General features: G+C 72.7%; 11 protein-coding genes and 7 pseudogenes. 9 read left to right on the top strand and 9 right to left on the bottom strand.

The annotated features are described in order from the left end of the window. Positions 1–673, top strand: a 673-nt coding sequence (locus UK94_RS16895) for a VTT domain-containing protein (protein ID WP_235488309.1), incomplete at its 5' end; no start/stop codon positions are given. Between the two features lie 344 nt (positions 674–1,017). Here the strand turns inward: UK94_RS16895 and UK94_RS16890 are convergent. Then, positions 1,018–1,356 (bottom strand): P-II family nitrogen regulator, encoded by a 339-nt coding sequence (locus UK94_RS16890; RefSeq protein ID WP_011601300.1) that lies wholly within the window; start codon positions 1,354–1,356, stop codon positions 1,018–1,020. A gap of 198 nt (positions 1,357–1,554) precedes the next feature. Between UK94_RS16890 and UK94_RS55225 the strand changes: the two are divergent. The 4 genes and pseudogenes from UK94_RS55225 to UK94_RS16880 all read left to right on the top strand — a co-directional run. Continuing rightward, positions 1,555–1,787: pseudogene (locus UK94_RS55225) on the top strand (YbhB/YbcL family Raf kinase inhibitor-like protein); the annotation flags it as partial. A gap of 42 nt (positions 1,788–1,829) precedes the next feature. Further along, positions 1,830–1,959, top strand: a pseudogene (locus UK94_RS55215) (YbhB/YbcL family Raf kinase inhibitor-like protein); the annotation flags it as partial. Between the two features lies 1 nt (position 1,960). Beyond that, positions 1,961–2,066 (top strand): annotated as a pseudogene (locus UK94_RS55210) (YbhB/YbcL family Raf kinase inhibitor-like protein); the annotation flags it as partial. 263 nt (positions 2,067–2,329) lie between these two features. Beyond that, positions 2,330–3,310: a hypothetical protein gene (locus tag UK94_RS16880; protein WP_011601302.1), complete on the top strand. Its 981-nt coding sequence runs from the start codon at positions 2,330–2,332 to the stop codon at positions 3,308–3,310. Here UK94_RS16880 and UK94_RS55205 read toward each other — a convergent pair. The 7 genes and pseudogenes from UK94_RS55205 to UK94_RS55185 all read right to left on the bottom strand — a co-directional run. Then, positions 3,277–3,676 (bottom strand): annotated as a pseudogene (locus UK94_RS55205) (conjugal transfer protein TraC); the annotation flags it as partial. The gene UK94_RS16880 and the pseudogene UK94_RS55205 sit on opposite strands and share 34 nt — an antisense overlap. Before the next feature lies 1 nt (position 3,677). Continuing rightward, positions 3,678–4,938 (bottom strand): annotated as a pseudogene (locus UK94_RS55200) (conjugal transfer protein TraC); the annotation flags it as partial. Between the two features lie 446 nt (positions 4,939–5,384). Beyond that, a pseudogene (locus tag UK94_RS76150) lies at positions 5,385–6,041 on the bottom strand (SCO6880 family protein); the annotation flags it as partial. 1 nt (position 6,042) lies between these two features. Beyond that, positions 6,043–6,887 (bottom strand): SCO6880 family protein (locus UK94_RS76145; RefSeq protein WP_313949524.1); only part of this gene is annotated, 845 nt, incomplete at its 3' end. A gap of 1,746 nt (positions 6,888–8,633) precedes the next feature. Further along, positions 8,634–8,813: pseudogene (locus UK94_RS55190) on the bottom strand (hypothetical protein); the annotation flags it as partial. A gap of 402 nt (positions 8,814–9,215) precedes the next feature. After that, positions 9,216–9,629 carry a DUF6112 family protein gene (locus UK94_RS16855; RefSeq protein WP_011601307.1) on the bottom strand — a complete coding sequence of 138 codons (414 nt, stop codon included), beginning with the start codon at positions 9,627–9,629 and terminating at the stop codon, positions 9,216–9,218. Between the two features lie 1,075 nt (positions 9,630–10,704). Next, positions 10,705–10,938: hypothetical protein (locus UK94_RS55185; protein ID WP_235488308.1), on the bottom strand; the 234-nt coding region annotated here is incomplete at its 3' end. Positions 10,939–11,209: 271 nt separating this feature from the next. Here UK94_RS55185 and UK94_RS16845 point away from each other — a divergent pair. From UK94_RS16845 to UK94_RS16825, 4 genes are all read left to right on the top strand, one after another. Next, entirely contained in the window at positions 11,210–11,773 is a 564-nt protein-coding gene (locus UK94_RS16845; protein ID WP_157734312.1) for a hypothetical protein, read from the top strand. Between the two features lie 924 nt (positions 11,774–12,697). Beyond that, positions 12,698–13,261 (top strand): helix-turn-helix domain-containing protein, encoded by a 564-nt coding sequence (locus UK94_RS55180; RefSeq protein WP_235488307.1) that lies wholly within the window; start codon positions 12,698–12,700, stop codon positions 13,259–13,261. 116 nt (positions 13,262–13,377) lie between these two features. Beyond that, on the top strand, positions 13,378–14,070 hold the full coding sequence (locus tag UK94_RS16830) for a hypothetical protein (protein ID WP_231861436.1): 693 nt from the start codon (positions 13,378–13,380) through the stop codon (positions 14,068–14,070). Between the two features lie 6 nt (positions 14,071–14,076). After that, positions 14,077–15,072, top strand: a complete 996-nt coding sequence (locus UK94_RS16825; RefSeq protein WP_011601313.1) for an NlpC/P60 family protein — start codon at positions 14,077–14,079, stop codon at positions 15,070–15,072. Between the two features lie 585 nt (positions 15,073–15,657). Here the strand turns inward: UK94_RS16825 and UK94_RS16820 are convergent. Next, positions 15,658–17,241: an FAD-binding oxidoreductase gene (locus UK94_RS16820; protein ID WP_055750608.1), complete on the bottom strand. Its 1,584-nt coding sequence runs from the start codon at positions 17,239–17,241 to the stop codon at positions 15,658–15,660. Positions 17,242–18,298: the final 1,057 nt, after the last annotated feature.

Below are 18,298 nucleotides of genomic sequence, written 5' to 3'. Positions count from 1 at the left end.
GGCTGTCGCGGGCGACCAGGCGGGGTATCTGATCGGCCGAAAGGCCGGCCCGGCGCTGTTCCGGCGTCCCGACTCCCGGCTGTTCAAACAGGAGTACGTCGAGCAGGCGGAGGCGTTCTTCGCGAAGAACGGCCCGCGCTCCATCGTGCTTGCCCGGTTCGTTCCGATCGTGCGGACCTTCACCCCGGTCATCGCCGGGGCGAGCCGGATGAACTACCGGATCTTCACCATCTACAACATCATCGGCGGGTTGCTCTGGGGCTGTGGAGTGACTCTGCTCGGTTTCTATCTCGGAAAGATAGATTTCATTCGCAACAACATCGAGGCCATGCTCGTTCTGGTCGTCCTGGTCTCGGTGGTACCGATCATCATCGAATACCTCCGGAGCCGGCGGAAGCGCGCGCGGGGGATCGCCGGGTCCGCCGGGTCTGCCGCCGCCGGGTCTGCCGCCGCCGGCCCGACGGCCGGGGCTCCGACGCCGGCCGGGGATCCGACGGCGAGTCAGGCCCGCTACGGCGGTCTGCCGGCCGACGGCGGCGACGAGGACGGCTGGCGCCAGGGTGAGGAGCAGGGCACGGATCCCTCCGTCACCATGCGTCTGCGCCGTGGCGGCGGTGGAGGTGGCGGTGGCCGTCACTCGGCGGCCCATCGCCGCGAGACCGCCCGGGACTGAGCCCGGCAGCCGGTTCACAGGGAAGATGCCGCGGCGGTTCACGGAAAACGGCCTGGCCAGATGGGTCCCGACGGGCTCCGCGCCGATACGGGGGGAGTCGACGGGACGCCCGCCGGGACCTGTCAACCGTATCGGGTCATCGGGGCATTGTCGCCCCGCTGATCGCGCACCGAAGTACGGAAATGCAGGTAGCGTGTGCCATGTCGGTAAAATGTGACGATCATCTCACTCGAAGCGGGTGGCCGGTCGGTCTGCGGGCGCCCGAGGCCACGCCTGCCTCGCTGCGTCCGCTGGCGCTGCGCCGCGCCGCTCGGGCCGAGCCCCGCATCGGGCCGCGGTCCTGATCACAGCGCGTCGAGCCCGCGCTCGCCCGTGCGCACCCGGGCCAACGTCTCGACGGGCAGCACCCAGATCTTCCCGGCCCCGCTCGCCGTCGAACCGGCCGAGCGAAGGATCACGCTCACCACGTCCTCGGCGTCGGAATCGGCGACGACACACTCGATTCGCACGGCGCTCACCGACTCGTCGTGGAACGTCCGTCCGCGGTATGTCTCGGTGCGCCACAGTTCGGTGCCGAATCCGGTTACCTGGCTGAGGGTCATACCATGGATACCGTAGGTGCCGAGGGCGGCTCGCACGTCGTCGACGCGGTGTGGGCGCAGGATCGCGGTGACCAGTTTCACGGCGTTTTCTCGTCCTCGCTTCCTGAGTGAGGTTTCGTCGCGGGGAAGCGTAGAGCCGACAGGTGACGGTTTCGTCTCGAGAACGTGATCGGATCGGGAACGTGATCGGATCGGGATCGTCATCGGATCGGGAACGTCATCGGATGGTGCAACGAAAGGAACAGTAGATGTCCCTGCTCGACCGCGGAACTCCCCCCNACCCGTATGACGTGCTTCCGGTGCGCCCATCCTTCGATGTGACCAGCACGGATCTCGTCGACGGCGGCGTCCTGCCGCTTGACCACGTGTACACGGACGCCGGCGGCGCGAACCTCTCCCCGCAGCTGTCGTGGTCCGGCCATCCCGCCGGGACGGAGAGCTTCGTCGTCACCGCCTACGATCCGGATGCGCCGACCGGTAGCGGCTTCTGGCACTGGGTGCTGGTCGACATTNCCGGCTCGGTGACCCAGCTGCCGCGCGGCGCGGGCGGCGGNGCGTTCACCGGCCTGCCGGGCGGGGCCTACCACGTCCGCACCGACTGGGGTACCAAGGAGTACGGCGGCGCCGCGCCTCCGCAGGGCGACGTGCCGCACCGCTACGTCTTCACCGTCCACGCGGTCGACGNGCCCAAGCTCGGGATCAACGACGAGGTCTCGCCGGCGGTCGTCGGCTTCAACCTCGCCTTCCACACCCTCGCCCGGGCCGTGCTGCGGGTGACCTACCAGCACTGAGTATCGGCCCGCCGGCCCCGCATCCCGCGCCGGTGTGGCGGGCGGCGGCGCGCCGGCGGCGGGCAGCGGTGGGCGGCCGCCCGGCACCACGGTGGGAACTGGAGCACCGTCATTTCCGTCGCGTTTCCGATGCGTTCCCGCTGGAAGCGGACCGTTGGCCGGGGTGCCGGGCCCCGGCCGGCGGTCGGTCATGCCGTCTTTTCCTGGCATACCNCACCCGTGCGGGGGGAGTCTGGAACCGACTCACCCGCGGGAGGAACTGCATGGGCGACGGTAGACAGACGGATGTGAGCGGTGTCGGTGCGGCCGGCGCCTATGACGCCCGCCGGATCTGGGAGGTGGGGGAGCCGATCCACGCGGTCATCTACTTCCACCCCGCGGTCCGCCGCTTCGGGGAGGAGGCCGGCTCCCACGGCTTCTGGATGGGGTACATCGGCATGCGGGCCGCACCGCTCGGGGCCGCGTCCGCGGCGACGATCACTTCGGCGTTCTACAACTTCGCGCCGCGGCGGATCGCACGCTCGGTGCCCGACGTCTGGGCCTACTCCTCGCCGGCCCGGCTGCTCGACGCCCGCCTCGCGGCGATGGACGCCGTCCTGCGCGAGCTGTGGGGGCTGGACACGACGGGCGTGGCGGTGCGGCGCGCCGCGGCGCTCGCCGGCCGGGCGGCGGCGGCCGCGGTCACCGCCGGGCGGCCGCTCGCCGCCGCCAACGCCGCCCTGCCGCTTCCCGCCGAGCCGCACCTGGCGCTCTGGCAGGCACTGACGACGCTGCGGGAGCACCGGGGCGACGGGCACATCGCGGCCCTCGTGCACGCCGAGGTCGGCCCGTGCGAGGCGCTGGTTCTCGCCGCGGCCACCGGGCGCAGCCCCGGCGAGCAGCTACGGATCTCGCGCGGCTGGAACGAACGGGAGTGGGCGGACGCGGTCCACAACCTCGCCGCCCGGGGCTGGCTCACCGCCGACGGCGCGTTGACCGAGCGCGGCGCCCAGGCCCGGGCCGGGATCGAGGACGCCACCGACCAGTTGGCGTCGACCCCCTACCTGGCCCTGAGCGCAGACGAGCTCGGTGACCTGTACGCAACGCTCTACGGGCTCGCCGAGCGGGCGGCGCTGGGTGGCGGGTTCACCTGGCCCAACCCCATCGGGTTGGACTGGCCGCCGTCCTCCGAGCGAGCGATGGCGGATCTGGGCCAGCCGGCGGATCTGCGTCAGCCGGTGGAGCTGGGCTCAACCGAGGGGTAGCCGTAGCCTCCCGTGAACGGCTCCTCGCCGAACGCGTCGCCGTCGAACCCCGCGTCGTCGGCGACGCCTTCGGCGCCGACGCGGCGCAGCCGACCCGGACCGAGATCCGGCGGGTCCAGCTCCGCCGGGTCGAGGTCGTCCGGGGTCAGGTTGGTGTCGTCGACCTCGCCGTGCATCTTCGACCCGTTCAGGACCACCGGGATCTCCAGGTCACCGACCACGTGCTCGACGTAGAAGGCACGGGCGCCGATGAGCCACAGCGCGAAGCCCGGATCGAGCCGCGGCAGCAGGTCGGCGGCGACGTCGGTGAGCCCCAGCGCCTCCTGGGTGTCGGCGATCTGGTCGGACGCCTGCTTGTACAGGATGNGGATCGCGGTCTCGGCGAGCAGGCCCTTGGCGATCTCCACCGAGTCCGGGGAGGCGGACAGCAGGTCGGAGATGCGATGGGCGACGATCGCGTTGGCACAGCCCCACTGGCGGGCGAGCTTCTGCTGCGCCGAGAGCCGGCGGACGAGCCCCGCGAAGCGCATCAGCCGCCAGCACTCGTCGTAGACCACGTAGCGCTGGACGCCGTCCTGGCGCATCAGGGCCGCTTCCATCCACGCCTGCGCACAGGTCATGATCAGCGCGATCATCTCGTCGCTGCCCTGGACCCGCTCCAGGTTGAGCACGGCGATCGGCCGGTCGAAGTCCAGTGGGGAGGTCGTCGGCCCGTCGAACAGGCCGCCGAGCGCGCCGTGGGTGAGCCGGCGCAGCGTCAGGGTGGCGTCCCGGGAGGCGTCGCGCAGCTCGGTAGCCGTCATCGGCAGGTTGACGCAGTCCTCCTCGGCGGGATCGGTCATCGCCTCCAGGACGTGCGGGAGCAGCGGGGTTGCCCAGCGTTCCGGCGAGGTGCCGCTGATCTGCCGGGTGACGACGTCGAGGGCGAGATCCACGGCGGTGTGCTCGGCCGGGGTCAGCGGCACGCCCTTCGCCGTCTCGATCAGCGACGACAGCAGCGACGACCTGGCCCGCTTGACCTCCCGCGCCCAGTCCGCGTCGGCGATGCCCCGGGGGCGCGGCGGCGCGTCCAGCGGGTTGAGCCGGGTCGCCATGCCCGGACCGATGTAGGTGGGCTCGCAGCCGAGCCGGCGGGCCAGCCGGGTGTACTCACCCTTGGGATCACAGGGCACCGCCGCCTGGTAGCCGAACGCCGCGCCGCGGGAGATCAGCGTTTTGAGCAGCGCCGACTTGCGGGAACCGACCGCGCCGAACACGGCGAAGTTCGGGTTCTCGATGACCTGCTGGCGGTAGAGCTCGAAGACGTCGAAGTCGAACGAGTTGCCCGACCAGACGTGCCGACCGATGTACATCCCGGGCGCGGCCAGCCCGGAGTCGACCACGAACGGGTAGATGCCGGCGATCTGCGCCGTCGTCTCCATGTGCGCGGGCAGCCGCATCCGGTGGAAGGCACGCCCGGCGAAGGGGCCGAGCAGCTTCGAGGGCTGCGCGCCGCGGCGCAACGCCGCCTGGGCGCGGCGCATCGCGGCCTTCTCCGCCGCGGCGGCGGCCCGTTCCGCCCGCCGGCCCCGGCGGGGCGAGGGGGGCGGCGGGGGAGTCGCCCGGCGCCGGCGCGGACCGCCCCCCAGGTCGACGAAGCCCTCGGCGTCACGTCCCGGGTCGTGCCCGGCCGCCTCGTACGCCGCGGCCTGGTAGCCGTCCGGGTCGTAGCCGGCCTCGTCGTAGCTGGGCGGGTCGAGGTCGTCGAAGCCGGCATCCTCGAAGCCCGCCTCGTCGTATGCGGGCTGGCCGTCGTACCCAGTCTGGTCGTCGTACCCGGGCCGGCTGTCGTAGCCGGGCTGGCCGTCGTAACCGGGCTGGCCGTCGTGACCGACCTCGTCGCCGACGCCGCCGTATCCGTTCGTCTCGTAGGTGGCCTCGGGGGTGGCCCCCTTGGGGCCGGCCACCGCGGAGGCGAGGTCACCCGTCGGGTACCCGACCGGGATCGGCACGAAGCCGCCACGGCCGCCAGCCGAACTCGCCGGATCGGGACTCGCTCCGTTAGCGTTGACCGCTCCGTTGCCGTTGCCGTTCATCACGCCACTCCCACCGCCAACGGTAGAGCCCCGACGCTGAAGCCCTGGTCCTGTTCTCCGACGAGGCGCACCATCTCCAGCCGGCTGCGTGATGCCAGCGTCTCGGCCTCGCCGCAGGCGTCGGCGAGGCCGTCGAGATCGTCGGCGGAGACCGTGACGAAACCGTGGAAGCGGAACGCCCCGAAACCGGCGATCAGCTCCTGCTCGCGCCGTTCCACCTCGTCGGCCTCGGCCACGTCCCGCTGTGTCGTGACCTTGCCGACCTTGTCCCGCATCTGCTGCTCGCCGAGGTGCGCCATCCGCCGCCGGTTCACCGCCTTCTCCGCCTTCCGGCCGGGCAGCGGCTCCACGACCAGTGACACCGTGCGCCGGCAGGTGGTCTCCATCAGCAGCGGGGCGAGGAAGGCTGCGGGCGAGGGCACCCGGGGCCAGCCGTTGATCCAGTAGGTGGTGTGGAAGCCCGAGTCCGTGCGGTAGTGATCCCATGCGGTGACGGTCCGCACTGGCCCGGCGACCGCAGGATCGATGCCGGACGCCAGGCCCTTCAGTCCGCCGGCGAGGTCGGTGCTCGCGCCGCCGCGAGCATCGATCATCTCGATCGAGTACGGATCGTAGGTCGTGCGGATGACCGCGGCCAGCGCCCGCGGGGGCAGCCANCCAACCGTGTTGATCGACGCTCGGGCGAGCGCCGCCTCCATCGTGCGCAGCTCGCCGAGCAGGACCGCGCAGGCCGCCTGGTCGCCGCCGCCGGCCCGCTGGATCGCCCGGCGGGCGTCCTTGGCGCGCAGTTGGAACGACAGGTACGTCTCGTGCCGCTGGGCGACGGGACCGGCGGCGTCGATGACCTGCTGGTAGGCGTCCGCGGCCCAGGAGTCGTCGTGATGGCCGCGGACCCGCCAGTGGCGTTGGAGCTGGTCCCCGGAGTCGGGCAGGGTGCGCTCCAGCCACTGGATGCGGGACAGCTTGCCGCCGCCGGCCGTCAACCCGGCCAGCAGCTCACCCCAGGCGTCGACCCGGGCCTGCTGGTCACCGGACTCCAACAGGGCGAACTGGCTGCCCTGCACCTGCAGGACGGCGGTGTAGGTCTGCTTCTTGGCGTCCTTCACCACCGCCACGTACCGCCCGCCGCCGACCGGGACGGACAACATCACCAGGGAGGACAGCGGCCCGGGAAGGACCGTGCGGCTGAGCTGGTCCTCCCCGGCGCCGAGCCGGAAGAACGCGCCACGGAACACCGTCTCGCCCGTCACCTTCTGCATCGTGAAGCCGAAAAGGATCGGCACCCACTGGTCGAGGTTACGATCCTCCACCCGGACGAAGGCGACGAACAGCAGGGCCACCGCGAGCAGCACCCAGATCGGAATGGTTACCAACGGTGACCGGAGGGCGCCGAGGACGCAGAGCATCACGCCGATCATCAGAGCGAGCTGCGGCCAGCGCATGCCGAGCATGACGCCGCCGCGTTCGAGCGGTCCGAACCGATAGCTGCGTTCCGCGACCATCTATTACCTCACTCGCCGATTGATCCTTTGCGCGGTGCCGGCCGCCCGCCCGGTGCGGCCTGTTCGCGTGCCGTGCTCACTGACCGCCGGTGCGGGACGGGGGCAGTTTCGGTGCGACAACCGCGGCCGGTCGGGCTGCCGGCGCGACCGGCGGCCGGGCCTGGCTCGTCCGCGGGGACGCGCCGTTCCTGGCCGGCGCGACGCGGGTGGCAGTCCGGGTCGCACCGTTGGCGCCGGCGCCGGCGCCGACCGGGACGGCAGTCCGGCTGGGGCCGCCCGTCCGGGCCGGCTGCCGCACGGCCGCGCCTGCGCCGGAGCCGCCGGTCCGGGGCCTGCCGCCGGAGCCCCGCACTGACGCGGTCGCGGCACCGGCCCGGGAGGACCCGCCCACGGGCGCGCCGATTCCGCCGCGTCCGGTCCGTAGCGCGGCCGGGCGAGCGAGTCCGGGCTCGACCCCGATGCCGCCGGTGTCTCCGAGGACGCCTCGATTACGCGTCTGCAGCCGAGCNCCAATGCCGCGGAAGGTCTCCCGGGACGTCGATCCGAGCAGTGCGCCCGCTCCCTGGCCAAAGGACGCGGCGCTGCGCCGGCCGGCCGAGCCGACGGCGCGCATCAGATGAACGTCGGCGAATCCCATCAGGTGCATGAGGACGAACGGGGCGAACACCGCGGCAATCATGACCACGGTCCCGCCGAGGATCGTCAGGGTCTGATCGACCGTGGACCCCGTCGAGTCGCTGGCCATCCCGGCGCCGAGCGTGAAAATGGCATAGATGACTGGCTTCGCGAAGATCAGGGCCAGGAGAAGTTCGGTGGCACGCTTGAGCCAGGCGCTCGTCGACATCGTCGGCTGTCCGGCGAGGTAGAGCGGGATGAAGACCGCCATCACGATGATCGCGACCTTGCGGATGTAGAGCACCACGAACAGCGCGAACGAGAACATCGCGACGAGCAGCGACAGCACGAGGTCGAGGGCGAAATTGCCCTGTTCGGGTAGCGCTCGTACCTGGGCCACGAGGTCGGATCCCAGCGGTTTCCCGTTGCCGAAGGCGTCGGCGATTCCATCCGAGGCGGTCAGAATCATCTGAAGCAGGGCAAGCGCGATGAACGAGCCCAGGATCGAGGTACCGGTCGCCGCGAGCGCCCGAACGAAGATGTGCGGGTCACCCCGCACCGCCCCCATGATGCAGGCGCAGAGGAAGAGGCCGGTGACGATCAGCACCGCGACCCCGAACGCGATGTTGTAGTTCTCGACGACGTAGTCGGCCTTCAGGTCGATGGTCGTCTTCTGCGCCGCGAAACTGAACACAGAACTCGACAGGTCCGCGGCCATCCCACAGAACGCCGTCCCCATCGAATCGAAGTAGGCATCCACACTCCCCGAAATCNCACCCTTAATGGCGCTTAGGGGATTTGGGTTGAAGGCCAGAATTATCGTGCCGTCGCCTAGGTTGCCAGTCGTCATGCGCCCGCTCCGATCAGAAGAAAATTCTGGAATTCCTCGGACCGTTGCTCGGCCGGGTCTGGGCCATCTGGGCCATCATTGGAATCGGAAAGTTTCCAATCCGATCCGTTCCAATTCACGCTACACAGGTCGGTTNCCCAGAAGTCGCGCGGCTTGAAGTTCGGCGATCCGTCAAGGGTGCCGGCGTTTGTGTTGAGNCATACACGAATTTTAGCTTCGTCGGGACTGAAGTTATCAACTNCATAACCAAGAACTCGGTATCTGAACAAGAAGTTGGGGGNGTTGATGGAGGGTACTCCAAAATTCTTTGCAGTACCATTGTTCGATTCAATAAGCCGTTGGCTGATGTGATCGGCGACCGAAGGTTGCGTCGATACGGACCTAAAGACTTCCTTCAGCCGCGCCGGCTCGCGGTTCAACGGATCCAGATAACCTGCAACGTAGTTGGCACAGGCACTCACTGCGCCCGGCTTGTTGTGGGGATAGCCAACCGGGATGCCGAATTCATTGATGCGGGTGGGGAGGCCGGGGATCTGGCTGGTGCTGGCCGAGTCCGCGGGTTTCCCCTCGGCGGAGTCTGGTTTTGGGACCAGGGTGGGGGTGGGTGCTATTGCCGCCGGGCTCGGGGTGGGCGTCGTACTGGGTGCGGGCGCGACTGAGGCGGTGTCTGGGCTCNCGCCCTTGTCCGGGATGACATAGCGTCCGATCACCAATCCGCCGATCACGCTCACCGTGCCAGTGGCTACGATGATGATGATCAGGCGTCTGGCCACACTCTCCATCAGGCCCGGCAACGCCCACTCCCCTCACAAGACGGCACGGTCATCATCGCAATGTCCGCCCGCCGGTACCCGGGGAACCGGTCAGAAGAGCGTTGACGATGGGTCATGGACCACGCCGGGGTCAACGGCGACGGTGACAACGACGGCGGGTGGGCGATGCCCCCCGGGGTTGGGCGCGGGTGCGGTGGCGGTTGCGCCCGTCGCCAGGAAGAAGTTGATGAAGGCCGCGGCGGCGCCGACGAGGAATGCGAGCCCGAAGCCGGCGATGACGCCGCTCTTTCCGACCGTCGAAGCCCGTTCGAGTCCCATCCGCTCGCCGAGTGCCCAGGCGATCCCGCCGAGTAGCACGGCGGCGACGGCAGCGATCACCGCATAGGCGGCCAGGCCGTTGACCAGGTCTTTCAGTGCGTTGATGCCGGGCGCTTTGGTGTCGTCCGGGTTCACCTTCACGTCGGCCAGGATGACGGTCGCCTTGGCGGCGGCGTCCAGGATCATCGCGGTTCCTTTCTCACGGGCGGGGTCCGCCCGGACGATCCGGTCCGGCGATCCTTGAGGGTGCCGTTGGTGACCGTAGGTCGCCGAATGATACGCCTGGCGGCGTGGGGTGATCCGCGGTAGTGCTCGTCGTGCCGCTGGTNGCGTCGGCCTCGGCACGTGCGGTGACCGGGCCGATGGCTTCGGGTGAGGTCCGCGCCAGCCGCTCGCCAGCCGCCGCAGGGGCCGCTACCTCGGCCTTTGCCAGAGCGAACAGGCTTTCCACGGTGGCCNCGGCCAGTCGCATGTAGGCACGGCGAGTACGTCGGCGCAGCCGTGGGATGCGGACCGGCGTATGCCGACTCGGGTCCAGTCGGGCGTCATACGGGATGCGCACGAGGGAGTCGACCTGTCGGCCGAGCCGTGCCGCGGCCGCTCGGGTGCGGGGCGACGGCCGGCCGCGGCGCGGCGCGACGATCGCCGCGACGATCGGCGGCCCCCCGTCGCGGGCCGCCCGCCGACCCGGCCCCTCACGGAATGCCCGCAACCGCATGAGGGTCGCTTCCAGGTCGGCCGCCGTGGCGAGCGTCGTCAGGACGACGAGATCGGCGGCCTCCACCGCGGCCTCGGTGAGTGGAGCCCCGGTCGGCGCGTCGACCAGGACCAGCGGGTAGGAGTGCGCGAGCAGGCCCAACGCCGAGCGCAGTCCGGTCGGGCTGACCGGTTGGGCGTCCGACGGGACCGCGGGCGCGTCCTGTCGCAGCGGGCCGTCGTCGGCGGCTGGCGAGCCGGCGGTGGCTGGCGAGCCGGCGGTGATCTGGCCGGCGTCCGGCCGGACCGGCAGCACGTCCAGGTCCCGAGCGCCCCCGGAACGGCGGCCGCTGACCATCAGGCGCAGCTGCGCGGCGGATCCGTCGGCGGCCTGGTGCCGGACGACGTCCGTGACCGTGGTCGTCCCCGCGGAGCCGACCCGACTGGTCAGCGGGTCGCCGCGGGGCTCGTCCTCGTCGCCGTCCGAGGCCGCTGCCGTGCCCCCGGCCGTGCTCTCCCCGGGCCACAGGTCGACGGCGAGTACCGGATGCGCTCGCNCCCCCGNCAGGGTCAGGCCGATCACACCGGTGAGCGTCGTCGTCCCCGAGTACGGGAACAGCGACGTCACGGTGACCCGCCAGGAGCCCGGCAGCGGGATGCGGGCCCGGTCGCGGACCGAAAGCCGGACCGGGATCTCCTCCCGTGGCTGCAGGCCGTCCGCGCCGCGGCGCGACTCCTGCCACGGCCTGAGCGGACCGTCCGGTTCCGGTCGGCGGGCCGAGCCCGGCCCGTCCGCCACCGGTACGGCCGCCTCGCGGGAGGGACGAGGAGGGCGCCCGGTCCGCGGCGCAGGCGCCGGTTCCGCTGCGGGCGTCGGCGCCAGCGCCGGGGTGCGGGCGGACCCCGTGGACGGGGCCGGCTTCGAGGAACCCGGGTGGCTGGTTGGCGTGGCGGGTGCCGCGGGGCCGCCCTCCGCCGCTCGCGCCCGGGGCGGGATGGGCGGCGAGGCCTGACGGGGCGCGGTCGGCGTCCGGCTCGGGGTCGACGACGCCGATCGGCTCGGTGGACTCGTGCGACTGGGCGCGGGCGTGGGCGTGCGGCTGGGGATCGGGCCCGGGGCGGCGGGCAGACGGCTGGGCGTCGGCGGGGCCGAGCGGGCGACGGGTCCGGTGGCGGCGATGGTTCGCTCGGTCGGAGCCGGCCTGGTGACGGGGACGGGCGGGGCGGCGGCCGCCGGGCCGGAGCCGGGCACTGCGGTGGGGGCGGCCACCTCGATCGGGCCGGTCACGGCGATGGAATCGGTCACGGCGACGGAATCGGTCCCGGGGATGGAGTCGCCCACGGAGATCGAGTCGGTCACCACGATCGGGCCGGTCGCGGGCGTCGGCACGGCGGTGACGGCTCGATCGCCCTGCTCCGGGGGTGCCGCATCGGGGGCCCCCGGGAGTCTCCCGACCGAGACCGGGCGGGTGGCCGCCCGCGGTGGAGCCGAAGCCCTGGGCGGTCGGCTGCGGGGGGGCGTCGCGCCGACAGGTGCGTCGGGCAGGGGCGGCGACCCGGTGGTGTGCGGGGGGATCGCGGTGGGCCCGGGACCTGCGGCGAGTGCGTCGGTGGGGGCGGCTGCGGAGCCGTGACCGGCCCCCGGGCCGGAGCCCGCGGTCCGTGTGCCTGTGCCTGTGCCGGTGCCGACGGCATGGTCGGGACCGTCTGCCGGGGACGGGGCGGCTAGATCCCGCGACGACTCCGGGGCCGCGCCGTCGGCGCCGGCGGGCGGCGCCGGGCGGCGGGAAGGGTCTGCCTGGTTGCGCGGCGCGATGGCGGCCGGCCGGCCGGCACGGCGCGTCCGGCTGCCGCGCGCACGCCGGAGCTCCTCGGCCGGCTCGGCGCCCGGCGCGGGCTGGCTGCCGCGCCCGGCACCCGGCGGTTCCGCCGGGGATGTGGCGTCAGCGGCGCCTGCACGGTCCGCACCCGGTTCGGTCGCGGATGTCGCATCATCGAGGTGGAAGGCCTCGCTCTGCCACGCCTCGTCGGGTGGCTGCGGCGAGTCCGGCCCGCTGCGCCGCCGATGCCGCCGGCGCCCTGAACGCGCGTAGGGAGGTGACTCGGCGTCCTCGGCGGTCGACGACTCGTCGCGCCCGTACTGGTCGTCTCGGTCAGGCANCCGGTTGGAACGGGAGGCCGACGTGGGGATGCGGGCTCCTATGAGCGAAACGGGCCGCGCGTCGCCTTCCTCACCGTACGGTGCCTGTGGCACATCGCTCACGCGCCGTCGCCCTCCCGGCTCTCTACAGGTTAGCTAGTGCCAGTTAAGGTTACTTACGGTTACTTGCCTTCGGCTGCGGTCGGATCGATGTAACACGAGCCATTCGAGTATGACAAGCTCTGGTTGAGGCTACCCACAACGGATGGGTCGGTGTACCTTCCGGAACCGGAGATGTGCGATCCGCCATTACCGAGGCGAACCGGTGGCGGGTTCGGCGGAAGATCCGCGCCGGGGGCCGGCGGGGGCGGCCAGGTTCACGCGGCGCGAATCGTGCGGCAGAGCGAAAGGAGCGTCGGTGGCGCAGGACGGCTTCCCGATGGCGACGCCCCGGCCTTCCGCCCGTCCGGGGCGCTCGGGCGTCCCGCAGGGTGCCCCCCTGTCGGGCCGGACGGCGCCGGCCGGATCGCCTGCCCTGCGCTTCGCCCCTACCGGGTCGAGCCGGCCCCGGGCGAGCTCCGGCGGCCCGGCGGGCATGCCGTCCGCGACCGCCCCGGGCACGCCGGCCGGCGCATCCTCCGCCGCGACGCCTCCGGTCGCGCCGCTCGCGCCGCCGCCGCTGTCCCCGCCGGAGACCAGGCCGTCGGTGTCCGGCGGCAGCACCGGCGGGGCCGCCAGGCTGGGTGCCGTCGGGGCTGCCACGAGTGGTGGGGGTACGGCGCCCGCGGCCGGCGGACCCGCGGTCCGGCCCGCCGACGACGACGATGTGCTCACCGTCGACGAGCTGGTCGCCTGGCTGCGCCTGTCCGAGAGCACGGTCCTCAAGCTGCTGTCCGAACGGGCGATTCCGGCCCGCAAGGTCGGCCACCAGTGGCGGGTGCGCCGCGGCCGCGTGCGGGACTGGCTGGACGGCCGGGAATGACCGGCGGCGTGGCAGGGGCGGGTGCGAGGAGCGCCGTTGGCGGTGCCCCCGAGCCCGGCGGTGTGCCGGCGGTCGGGCGCCACGGCGGCTCGGCGTAGCGGCGTCCGGACGTGCCAGTGAGCCAGGTCAGTTCGGCGCCGCCGCGCCGTGCCCGGCTGTTCCCGCCGGCGCTGCCGGCGCTGCCTGTGTCACTGGCGCTGCTGGTGGTGCCGGTGTTGCTGGTGGTGCTGGCGGGCTGCGGGGCGTTGGACCGGGTCGCGGACCCGACACCGAGTCCGGCGGTGACCACCGGCCCGCCGGCGGGTGCCAGCCAGGCCCCGGGGCCCCCACTGGCCACCGCGACCGCCCCGGCGACCGGCGAGGTGGACCGCACGAACCCGGCCGCGGTCGCGGCCGACTGCTTCACCCGCTGGCAGTCGTTCGACGCCCGGACCGATGCGGGCCCGTCGGCCGGCGTCGAGCGGGCCCGGGACTGCCTCACCGAGGACTTCGCGGCTTCGCTCGGGGCGGGCTCCGCCGGTGCCGCTGACGGCGGCGCAGACGGGCGGGCCTGGGAGGATCTGCGGGCCCACGGCGCCCACTCGCAGGTGTCGGTGCTGGCGACCACGCCCCTGGGCGGCATCGACACCACCGCCACGGGCCGCGTCGTGCTCCAGCTCAACGTGCGTCGCGAGAGCACGACGGGCAACGAGGCCCCGGTGGCGACCGTGTCCACCCCGGCCCTGACGTTGCTGCGCCAGGCCGACGGGACGTGGCGGGTCGCCGGCGCGGACCTCGCCAGCGTCGCCGGCGACGCGCCGGGGCGATGAGGTCGGATGGCCCGCCGCTTCCCGCCCAGCCGATCCGGGTGGCTGGTGTGGTTGGGCACCGGCTCGGCGATCGTCATCGGTGGGATCATCCTGTTGATCTCGGTCCTGATCATGACCCTCGCCGGGCCGTTCGTCGGTGATCACGGCCGGGGCAACAAGTCGATCGAGAACGCCGACGGCATCCCGGCGGAGTACGTGCAGCTGATCACGGATGCGGCGAACGCCGCCGGCTGCGAAGAGGTGACGCCGGCCCTGCTGGCCGCCCAGCTCCACCAGGAGTCCGGGTTCAACCCGCAGGCCCGCTCGCCCGTCGGGGCGATGGGGATCGCCCAGTTCATGCCCGCGACCTGGGCCAGCCACGGCCAGGGCGACGTGTGGAATCCCGCCGACGCGATCCCGGCCGCGGCCCGTTACGACTGCGCGGTGGCGGCGTCGGTCGCCTCCGTGCCCGGCGACGGGCAGGAGAAGATGCTGGCCGCCTACAACGCCGGCGCCGGGGCGGTGCTCGCGTTCGCGGGCATCCCCCCCTACACCGAGACCCGCAACTACGTGCGCACGATCCTCGCTCAGACGCAGGTCTACGGTGACTCTCTCGAGTTCGGCGTGGAGATCCCCGCCGGCACGATCGCCCCCGTGGTCGCGTTCATGGAGTCACAGATCGGTAAGCCCTACGTCTGGGGGGCGGTCGGGCCGGACTCCTGGGACTGCTCCTCGCTCGTGCAGGCCGCGTACCGGAACATCGGCATCGAGCTGCCCCGGGTGACCACCGACCAGCTCCGGTTCGGCCCGGTGGTCGCCGGAGTCGACCCACAGCCCGGGGACCTGCTGTTCACGCCGGGCACCGACGGCACCGCCGACGCTCCCGGCCACGTTGGCATGTACATCGGTGACGGCCGGGTCATCGCGGCCAAGGGGGCGCGCTGGGGAGTCGTGGAGTCCGACATCTCGGACTGGACCGGTACCGTCGCCGTGACCAGGCCGTTGGCCAAGGACCTCCGTTAGCCCGACCAGCCGCCCGATGTCGCGGGCGGCCGGTCGCAGCGGCGACGGCTCACGCGGTGGCCTCGGACACGAAGTCCGACAGCCCGTTGGNCACCCCGCCCAGCACGCCCACGGTGTTGTGCACCACGTCAGCGGCGTCACTCGGGGCGGTCACCGCGAAGAACAGGATGAACAACCCGATACCCCACGGCCAGATCAGTCTCTTCATGCAGGACCTCGCAGCACAGCCAGCCGATAAGGCCGGACGGACACCAACGTCGATAAGTCACCGACAGCATATGTGTACTCACCTTGCGTAGCCGTCGCAAGGGGAATCGCCGAGGGACGGGCGGCGCCCCGGCGGGCNGCCACCTCTCCACCCGGCCCGGGTGAGGCGCAGCCCCGGCCGTCCTCGGACGCGCCGGCGGACACCGCCGCGGACACGGCGTACCCCTCGGCGGGACACTGAACGGACAGTGAGATGACCATCTGTAGCCACTTGGCGACGTGAATGGGATGGGCTCTAATGATGCAAGCCACCCCGGGCCGGCTGACGTCGACTCCTGGCACGGGGTGGCTACCAGTTGTGATTGNTCATTGCCCCGGTCAGGCCGGCGTGATGCCCTGCGCGAAGCGGAACAGGTCGTCGGGGTCGTAGGCCCGCTTCACCTGCCGCAGCCGATCCAGGTTCGCCCCGTAGTACGCCTGCGCCCAGCCGGCGAGCTCGGGGTCGATGTAGTTCTGGTAGGCGGACCGGGAGACGAACGGCGCCGTCGCCTCGACGGTGGACCGCAGCCAGCGGCGGTTGGCCTCCTTCGCGGCCGGCGTGGCGTTCGGGGCGTAGCCGGCGACGTACTGGGCGCTGGCGATCGCGCCGCGGTGGACGAACGCCGTGTCGCCCGGGGCGACCCGGTTGATCGCTCCGCCCCAGGAGTCGAGGATCACCCCGCCCGAGCCGGCCCCCGCGGTCCGCTGGCGCTGCTCGACCGCGCCCAGCATCACCTCGACGCCGCGCGACGGCATCGGCTCCAGCAGGAACGCCGACGCGGCCCGCTGGGCGACCCGTGGCAGCGTGCCACCCGGCGACCGGCCGCGCAGGTGGCAGGCCTCGACCGCGCGGCCGGCGCAGCCGCCCTCGATGAGCATCGCCTCCAGGTGACCCCGGGTGGTGACGTAGGTCCCGGTGGGCCGGTGGCCGGCCGCGGCGACCAGGTCGGCGAGCCGCGCGCGCAGGCCGGCCACCGCGTCGTCGCCGGCACCGCCCGAGAGCACCCCGCTCACCCGCAGCGTCGGGGTGCCGCCGACACCGGCCGAGGGCGCGGAATAGGCGACACACGTCGACCACAGGCTCTCCGGCGCACCGCCGGGAGCGGAGATCCAGTCCTGCCACGCGGACACCACGTCGGCGGCGCCATCCCAGGCCCAGCGGTAGGTGAACAGCACCAGCGGCGTCGCCCGGTGGGTGGCGAAGGTGAACGAGGTGACGATGCCGACGTTGCCGCCGCCCGCGCCGCGCAGCGCCCAGAACAGGTCCGGCTCGTGGTCCGCGTCGGTGTGCACGACCTCCCCGGAGGCGAGCACCACCTCGGCGGAGACCATCCGGTCGCAGGTCAGGCCGTAGCGCCGGCCGAGCACGCCGATCCCGCCGCCCAGGGCGAGCCCGGCGATGCCCACGGTCGGGCACGAACCCGCCGGCAGCGCCAGCCCCGCCCGGGCGAGACCGGAGTACACGTCGACGAGCAGGGCGCCCGCCCCGATTCGCGCGACCTGGCCGGGCGCCGCGGTCACCGCGGCCATCGGGGTGACGTCCACGACCAGGCCGGTCGTCGTCGAATAGCCGCCGTAGCTGTGCCCACCGGCGCGGGCGGTCAGCGGCAGCCCCGTCCGACGGGCGAACTCCACGCAGGCCTGGACGTCGGCTGCGGAGGTGACCTGGGCGACCGCCTGTGGTCGGATCGTGTCGAAGGCCGGGTCGAACAGCACGCTGGCCGTGGCGTATCGAGGGTCCGTCGGGCGCAGCAGCGGGCCGGTCAGGCGTGCGTCGAGGGCCTGCCAGTCGACGGCGGAGGGGGCGGGGCTGGTGTCCCCTCGGCACCCGGCGAGCAGCGTGCTGCCGAACTCGGCGCCGGCGAGCGCCAGCCCGCCGCCGCCCGCGGCCCGTAACACCGACCGGCGGTCGGGTCCGCCCACGCGTCCTCCCAGAGAGCCGTCCACAAGACCGGCCTGGCAGGACTGACCGGGCCCGCGAGGCTGGCTGGCGGGCGGGCCTGACCGGCAGGCAGGTCTACCGGCGAAGGTATGCCAATCCAGATCGCGACGGCGCTGTGGCGGCACGAGTGGGCTGCCGACGGTCGGCCCAGGCCCACGTGCGGACACCGAGCCGAGCGCCCAGGCCCGGAAACTCGGACCCGGACGGCCGCCGCGGCGCGCCGNGACACGAGGGGACGGCCCGGCGCGGTGCGGGTCGTCATGCGGGCGGCCGCAGGGCGGTCGTCATGAATCCGTCTCGCCCGACCCGTCGCACGGTCCCGTCGGAGCAGGCGAGGTAGACCGTGCCGGTCGGGTCGACGGCCACCCCGNCCGGATCGCTCAGCCGGGTCTGGGTGGCCAGCGCCCCGTCGTGGTCGCCGGCGGAGTAGGAGGCGGTGCCGGCCACGGTGGTGATGATTCCGTGCCCGTCCACCCGGCGGATGACGTCGTTGCCCGCGTCGGCGATGTACAGCGAGCCGTCGGGGCCGAGCGCGAGGCCCGTGGGGTCGTCCAGCAGGGCCGCGGTGGCGGCCCTGCCGTCGCCCCGGTTGCCGTAGGTGCCGGGCCGGCCGGCGACCAGGGTGATGCGTCCCGACCGGTCGATCCGCCGCACGGTGTCCTCGCCCCTGTCGGCGACGTACAGGCTCCCGTCGTCGCCGAGGGCCAGGCCGCTGGGCTGGTACAGCGTCGCGTTGACGGCCGGGCCGCCGTCGCCGGCCGAGCCGTACTCGGTCGCCTTGCCCGCGACCGTGGTGATCCGGCCCTTCTCGACGCGCCGGACCCGGTATCCCTCCGCCACGTACAGCACCCCGTCGTCGTCTACGGCGACGNCGCTCGGATCGTCCAGATGTGCCTTGGTGGCGTCGCCGACGTCCGCGGTGAACCCGTCGGCATAGTCCGGACCGGCCCCGGCCACCGTGGTGATGACCCGGTCCCGGCCGATCCGCCGGATCCGCCCGGCGTCGCGCTCGGCCAGGTAGACCGCGCCGTCGCGCCC

It is taken from the genome of Frankia sp. AvcI1, from assembly GCF_001420875.1.
In the GTDB taxonomy this organism is placed as follows: domain Bacteria; phylum Actinomycetota; class Actinomycetes; order Frankiales; family Frankiaceae; genus Frankia; species Frankia alni.
This window is presented reverse-complemented; position numbering and strand designations above follow the sequence as displayed.